Source organism: Thomasclavelia sp. (assembly GCF_047249845.1).
In the GTDB taxonomy this organism is placed as follows: Bacteria; Bacillota_I; Bacilli_A; order Erysipelotrichales; family Coprobacillaceae; genus Thomasclavelia.
In genome coordinates this window covers 23855-30349 of sequence record NZ_JBKTWO010000031.1, presented here as the reverse complement: position 1 = coordinate 30349, position 6495 = coordinate 23855, and the positions used below count along the sequence as shown (strand labels likewise).

General features: G+C 29.3%; 8 protein-coding genes and 1 riboswitch. Of the genes, 7 read left to right on the top strand and 1 reads right to left on the bottom strand.

Translation table 11 applies throughout. The features are described 5' to 3' along the window. From ACLR9T_RS09060 to ACLR9T_RS09035, 6 genes are all read left to right on the top strand, one after another. A partial coding sequence (locus ACLR9T_RS09060) for a site-specific integrase (RefSeq protein WP_413109218.1) occupies nucleotides 1-577 on the top strand: 577 nt, incomplete at its 5' end. Nucleotides 578-654: 77 nt separating this feature from the next. Continuing rightward, nucleotides 655-906 (top strand): NifU family protein, encoded by a 252-nt coding sequence (locus tag ACLR9T_RS09055; RefSeq protein WP_413109217.1) that lies wholly within the window; start codon nucleotides 655-657, stop codon nucleotides 904-906. A 167-nt stretch (nucleotides 907-1073) separates the two neighbouring features. Next, nucleotides 1074-1211 carry a hypothetical protein gene (locus ACLR9T_RS09050; protein WP_413109216.1) on the top strand — a complete coding sequence of 46 codons (138 nt, stop codon included), beginning with the start codon at nucleotides 1074-1076 and terminating at the stop codon, nucleotides 1209-1211. Then, nucleotides 1202-1303: riboswitch (SAM riboswitch) on the top strand. It overlaps the preceding gene by 10 nt. Before the next feature lie 66 nt (nucleotides 1304-1369). After that, nucleotides 1370-2512, top strand: a complete 1143-nt coding sequence (metK, locus tag ACLR9T_RS09045; protein ID WP_003538059.1) for a methionine adenosyltransferase — start codon at nucleotides 1370-1372, stop codon at nucleotides 2510-2512. 126 nt (nucleotides 2513-2638) lie between these two features. After that, nucleotides 2639-3169 (top strand): ribosome hibernation-promoting factor, HPF/YfiA family, encoded by a 531-nt coding sequence (gene hpf, locus ACLR9T_RS09040; RefSeq protein ID WP_413109215.1) that lies wholly within the window; start codon nucleotides 2639-2641, stop codon nucleotides 3167-3169. Nucleotides 3170-3300: 131 nt separating this feature from the next. After that, nucleotides 3301-3387: a group II intron maturase-specific domain-containing protein gene (locus tag ACLR9T_RS09035; protein ID WP_413109219.1), complete on the top strand. Its 87-nt coding sequence runs from the start codon at nucleotides 3301-3303 to the stop codon at nucleotides 3385-3387. Nucleotides 3388-3682: 295 nt separating this feature from the next. Here the strand turns inward: ACLR9T_RS09035 and ACLR9T_RS09030 are convergent, their stop codons facing one another. Further along, nucleotides 3683-4618, bottom strand: coding sequence for a TIGR01212 family radical SAM protein (locus ACLR9T_RS09030; RefSeq protein WP_413109214.1), 936 nt, complete (start codon nucleotides 4616-4618; stop codon nucleotides 3683-3685). A 38-nt stretch (nucleotides 4619-4656) separates the two neighbouring features. Here ACLR9T_RS09030 and ACLR9T_RS09025 point away from each other — a divergent pair, with 38 nt between their 5' ends. Beyond that, entirely contained in the window at nucleotides 4657-6495 is a 1839-nt protein-coding gene (locus ACLR9T_RS09025; protein ID WP_413109213.1) for an ATP-binding cassette domain-containing protein, read from the top strand.

The following is a 6495-nucleotide window of genomic DNA, read 5'->3' as shown; positions in this document are numbered from 1 at the left end:
CTTTATGGAAAAGGATAAGATTTACAGCAAGTATTATGATGAGGTTGTGCTTCTTCTGGAAACGGGACTTCGTATTTCTGAATTTTGTGGACTGACAACGCATATTGATATGCAGAACAGAACACTCAATATAGACCACCAGCTATTGAAAGATAGTGAAATCGGCTACTATGTTGAAACTCCAAAGACAAAAAACGGAAAACGTGAACTTCCATTATCCGAAAGAGCTTATCAAGCACTCCAACGAATATTAAAGAACAGAGGGAAAGCTCAACCGCTGATTGTCGGTGGTTACAGCAATTTCTTATTCTTGAACCGTGAGGGCTTGCCTAAAGTTGCTGGAAACTATGTAGGTATGTTAAGAGGACTGATTAAGAAATACAACAAGACACACAAAGACAAGTTGCCAAACATCACACCTCATTCATTAAGACACACTTATTGCACGAACATGGCAAATAAGGGAATGAACCCGAACACCCTGCAATATATCATGGGACACGCTAACATAACCATGACACTTGGCTATTATGCACACGGTACATATATCGGCATTTACCAACTTATGAAAAGATAATCAGAAATTTAGTAAGTTTTTTTTCTAAAAATAAATTTTTTGTGGTAAAATAGAGTATTGATAAGGAGATGTTAAAGATGGAAAATACAAGTACAATTGAAGAAGTTGAAAAAGTAATAAATAAACTTAGACCATATTTGAACCGTGATGGTGGTGATATTGAATTACTGGATTTTAAAGATGGAATCGTTTATGTTAAAATGCTTGGTGCTTGTGCTGGATGTGCAATGCTTGATGAAACACTTAAAGATGGTGTTGAACAAATTTTAATGGAAGAAGTACCAGGTGTTTTAGAGGTGAAAAATGTTTTAGAAGGTATGGAATTTTAAATTAAGATGATTTTGATATAAATTTGAGATAAAAATAAATAAATTTCATGTTAAAATATTAGTATCTGATAAATTACTTGCAATATTTGATTAGATATATTATTATGTATTTGTTGTTTTTTAGAATATTATTATTTAAATAAAGCAAACTATGTTTAGGTGATGATATGCAAAAAAATATTAGACAACAGAAAATGATTGCCAGTATCTTATTGGATATTGGTTTGGATGACGAATTAATAGAAGTTATGACGTCACTAACAAAAGAAGAAATACAAGAAATAAATAAAAAAGACTCTTATTAAGAACTACTAGATGAAGATCGATGATGTAGTGGCAACCCTATATTAAATTAGAAGGTGCCTAACTGAGCAAGTTTATACTTGAACAATGAGAGAAGGCTTCCTAACTATGTATGCTTTCTCTTTAGGAAGCTTTTTTATTTGTAGAAGGAGAAAGAAAAATGAAAGAAAAAGTATTATTTACCTCTGAATCAGTTTCAAAAGGGCATCCTGATAAAGTTTGTGATCAAATTAGTGATGCTATCCTTGATGCGTGCTTAAAAGAAGATCCTAATTCACGTGTGGCCTGTGAAGTTTTTGCTACTACTGATCTAGTAGTTATTGGTGGAGAAATCACAACTACTGCAGAAGTTAACTATGAGCAGGTAGCTCGAGATGTTTTAAAGGACATTGGATATGATGATAGCGATAAAGGAATCGATTATCGGACTTGCAAGGTTCAGGTAGTAATGGATTTACAGTCTCCTGATATTGCTTTAGGAACAAATGACGAAGTGGGTGGGGCAGGTGATCAAGGAATCATGTTTGGTTACGCCTGTAAAGAAACAAAAGGGTATATGCCTTTGCCGATTTCAATTGCTCATCATTTGGTTCGTTATGCAACTGAAAAAAAGGATACTGGAGAATTTAAGTCAGCCCGTCCTGATATGAAAGCTCAAGTAACGATTGATTATACCGAAAGTACTCCTAAAATTGATACTATTTTAATGTCGATTCAGCACGATCCTGATTTTGATGAAACTGAATTCAAACGTTATATTAAAGAAGAAATAATGGATGCAGTTGTAAGAAAATATAATTTAAACACTGATTATAAAGTGCTGATCAATCCAACTGGTCGCTTTGTTATTGGAGGACCGCATGGTGATACTGGCTTAACTGGGCGAAAGATTATTGTTGATACATATGGTGGGGCTGCTCGCCATGGTGGTGGGGCTTTTAGTGGAAAGGATCCATCCAAAGTTGACCGTTCAGCTGCCTATATGTTGCGTTATATTGCTAAAAATATTGTTGCGGCAAATCTTTGTGATAAATTAGAAATTCAGGTTTCTTATGCTATTGGAGTTAAAGAACCTACTTCAATTTTTATTGAGACGTATGGAACTGAACATGTTGACCATGATATAATCCTAAAAGCAATCAGAGATAACTTTGATTTAACTCCAGGAGGAATCATTAAAACGTTAGATTTACGTCAACCATTGTATCTAAAAACAGCTGCTTATGGACACTTTGGTCGTGGGGATAACAATCTTCCATGGGAAGAGTTAGATAAAGTAGAAATTCTAAAAAAATATTTATAGATAAAAATGCTCGATTTATTCGAGTGTTTTTTGTTTATGTTAAATTTAGGGAAATTTTATCAATAATTTGAGTGTTATTTTACAAATATATATTGTATAATATGTTTATACAAAGGAGGAATTCTTATGAAAATCTCAGTAAGAGGAAAAAACATTGAAATCACAGAGGCTATCGAAGCAAAGATTTCAGAAAAACTATCTAAATTAGATAAGTATTTCATCGTAAGTGACAATGTTGAAGCAAAAGTTTTATGTCGAGTTTATCCTTATGGACAAAAACTTGAAGTTACGATTCCTACTGAATATGTACTTTTAAGAGCAGAGGTCGTAGATGATGATCTATATAATGCTATGGATCTAGTTGTTGACAAATTAGAAGGACAAATCAGAAAGTACAAAACTAGACTAAGTCGTAAATCAAAAGATAATAAACTTGCGTTCAACCTATCTTCAATTGAAGATGTTGAATCTGAAGATGATGTATTGGTAAAGGTAAAAACTATTACTCCTAAACCAATGGATATGGAAGAAGCAATTATGCAAATGGAATTAATCGGCCATTCATTCTTCGTATATCGTGATGCTGAAAGTGATTCTATTAGTATTGTTTATCGCCGTAATGATGGTGATTATGGTTTAATTGAAACAGATGAATAATAATAAAAAGCCCTTTGGGGCTTTTTATTTTGAAGTGTGTCGGCATTGACATTTATCTAATTAATGAAAATTCAGTCACAGGTATTTCACAAATACTGAAGGGCTTAATGTAATGTTGTCATGAAGTAACAATCAAGAAAATTAATGAAATTGTAAGTGGATGGATAAATTATTTTAGAATAGGAAGTACGAAAGACATCATAGATAAATTTGGATAATAGCTAAGTATAAAATAAGAGTTATAATCCTTAAACAGTGAAAGAAACTAATGAAAATACATATAAGTTTACGGATGAACAAATATAATCAGTAGCGAATATAGGACTAGTACTTTATTAATAAACAAATGGAATTCTTATCAAATTCAGAAATATTAGCAATAAAAAAAGGAAATCGACAAAGTTTAGTCAATCCCTTAGGATACTATTTAAGATAGTTTGTAATAACATATAATGTAGTACCAGAATATACGGTACAATAGGAAGGACGATAGATAAATTCTATCTTTCTATCCTATTTAATATTGCAACCTTGATAATAGTTTTTAGTAACCATTAATTTGTCAATATCATTTAAAATTGTAACTTTTTTAACTGACCATAAAGGTGCAATTAAATCATCCACATTACCATCACCAGTAAGACGTTCAATAATAATATTATCAGGTAAATAACTTAGCTGCTCAGTTACTAGATCGATATAATCTTCACGAGAAAGCATTTCAAAATCATTATTTAAATAAAGTTGATATAATTTTGTGTTTTTAACTACATAGAGCATGTGGATTTTTAAAGCTTGAATATCCAATTTACCAATTTCTTTTACTGTCTGAAGCATCATTTCTTTTGTTTCAAACGGTAAACCATTAATAATATGTACACAGACATTAATTTTATGTTGACGTAATTTTTTTAAACCAATTAAAAATTCTTTGTATGTGTGGCCACGATTAATTATTTTCCCAGTTTCATCATGAATTGTTTGTAATCCTAACTCAATCCATAAATCACATTTAGAATTAAGTGTAGAGAGATACTGTAAAACATCATCCTCTAAACAATCTGGACGTGTAGCAATACTAATTGCAACAACGTCTTTTTTGTTTAAAAAAGGGTCAATACAGCTCTGGATCTTCTCTATAGAACCATATGTATTAGTATTAGCTTGAAAATAGGCAATATATTTACATCCAGGCCATTTATTTTGAAGAATTTTACTAATATCACTAAATTGTTGTTCGAGTGACTTTTTAACATTTCCAGCAAAATCTCCTGAACCACTATTGCTACAAAAAATACAACCTCCTATACCCTTACTACCATCTCGGTTAGGACATGTAAATCCAGCATTAAGACTAACCTTTGCAACTTTATTATGATACTTATTTTTTAAATAATAATTAAAAGTATGATAACGCTTGTTGTCGTTACTATATTTAAATAAACTCATTTTTATCACCGCAAATATTATAACACAAGGAGAAAAATATGGTATTACAACTTTCACATATTACAAAATTTTATAAATTTGGTAAACAAAAACAAATAGTCTTAAATGATCTTACAATAAATTTTCCACGCTCTGGATTAGTCATGATTGTAGGAAAAAGTGGTAGTGGTAAATCAACTTTATTAAATCTAGTTGCCGGAATTGAAAAACCTAATAGTGGTAAAATATTGATTGATGGACATGAATTGAATTATTCACAAATAGATTATTATCAACAAAGTTATATAAGTTATGTTTATCAATTTTATAATTTAATTGATTCTTTGACAGTTTATGAAAATTTAATTTTGTTACCAGAAATAAAAGGTAAAACTATATCTTTGAATTATTTACAAATGATTACGGAAAGGTTAAAGATAACTTCGTTATTAGAATGTTTTCCAAGTGAATTATCTGGTGGTCAGAAACAAAGGGTGGGATTGGCTAGAGCCTTTCTTTGTAATACCCCAATATTATTAGCTGATGAACCAACAGGAGCATTAAATAAATCATTAGCTAGTGAAGTAATGGAACTCTTGAGATTTTATGCAAAAAAGCATTTGGTTATTGTTATTTCTCATAATTATCAATTAGTAACAAAATACTCTAAAATGATTGTTGATCTAGATAGTCATCAAAATAATTATAACTTTAATCAGGAGACTGGATATCATAAATATTTATATCAACAAATGAGTAGACCACTAATTAAAATTAAATTTTATTTGAAACGGCAATTATTATATCAAAAAAAGAAAATCTTGATGATGTTTTGTTCTCAGATATTCACAATTACTGCTTTTGTATTACTTTTAAGTGGAATTAATGGGGGCTGGAATTATATTCAAACATCTTTAAATAGTGATCCGATTAAAGAAATAATTGAAGTTAGTAAAAAAGATTATAATGAAATGAACTTTACTAATGAAGAGATTAATAAATTGAAAAAAGATAGCTTAGTTACTTCTTTAAATTATAAACTGGATTTTAGATTTGGGATTTTCAAAACTGTTCAAGAAGCACAATTAGAAAGTTATCAAGTACATGAGAGTGATTATATAGAATATTTAAGTGGTAAGTTTCCAAGTCAAAATAACCAAATTATGATTAATCAAGAAACTGCTCAAAAATTTAATTTAGATATCAATGATAAAATTTATTTTATCATTGATAAAAATACCTATCATTTAAATGTAAGTGCGATTATAAATGATTATATAAATAATGGAACTAATATTTATTTTAGTAATAAATTTATTGATTCGGATTTAAAGGAAAGAATAATAGATAAAAGTACTTTGATCATAAAGAGTGAAGATTTTAAAAAGTTATCAAATAAATATAAACAGGATTATTTTATAGTTAATTTTCATCAAGATTATTTAGATAGTTATCAAACTTTATTTGAAATGGCATTAATAGTTGTAATTTGTTTTTTGATAGTTAGTTTTATTATTTCTTTGATTTTGATTTCAATAATTTTAAAAACAATCTTGATTGAGCGAAAAAGAGATATTTCTTTAATGTTATCAAATGGATTACCTTTAAATGAAGTAAGAAAGTTATTTAGTCAAGAAACTAGCTTGATTGGAAGTATAATAGGTTTTTTTGGTTCTATTTTAGCTGAATTAGTATTAAAAATTGTGAATGTGTTAAATATTAGTGATAAATTATTTAATCTGCCAAAGTTTTTTACTTTACCTAAACTTATGATCTCATCATATGATATATATCTAATTATGATTTTAGTTTATACAGGAGCATGTTTTGTAATTGGGGTTTTATCAAGTTTACAAATCAGTAAGATGAATACTAGTATCTTGTTAAAGGAGGATTAA

What these genes read in the sequence shown, in the direction of transcription:
- ACLR9T_RS09055 (WP_413109217.1), top strand. Translation starts at nt 655, where the DNA reads ATGGAAAATACAAGTACAATTGAAGAAGTTGAAAAAGTAATAAATAAA.
- hpf (WP_413109215.1), top strand. Translation starts at nt 2,639, where the DNA reads ATGAAAATCTCAGTAAGAGGAAAAAACATTGAAATCACAGAGGCTATC.
- ACLR9T_RS09050 (WP_413109216.1), top strand. Translation starts at nt 1,074, where the DNA reads ATGCAAAAAAATATTAGACAACAGAAAATGATTGCCAGTATCTTATTG.
- metK (WP_003538059.1), top strand. Translation starts at nt 1,370, where the DNA reads ATGAAAGAAAAAGTATTATTTACCTCTGAATCAGTTTCAAAAGGGCAT.
- ACLR9T_RS09025 (WP_413109213.1), top strand. Translation starts at nt 4,657, where the DNA reads ATGGTATTACAACTTTCACATATTACAAAATTTTATAAATTTGGTAAA.
- ACLR9T_RS09030 (WP_413109214.1), bottom strand. Translation starts at nt 4,618, where the DNA reads ATGAGTTTATTTAAATATAGTAACGACAACAAGCGTTATCATACTTTT.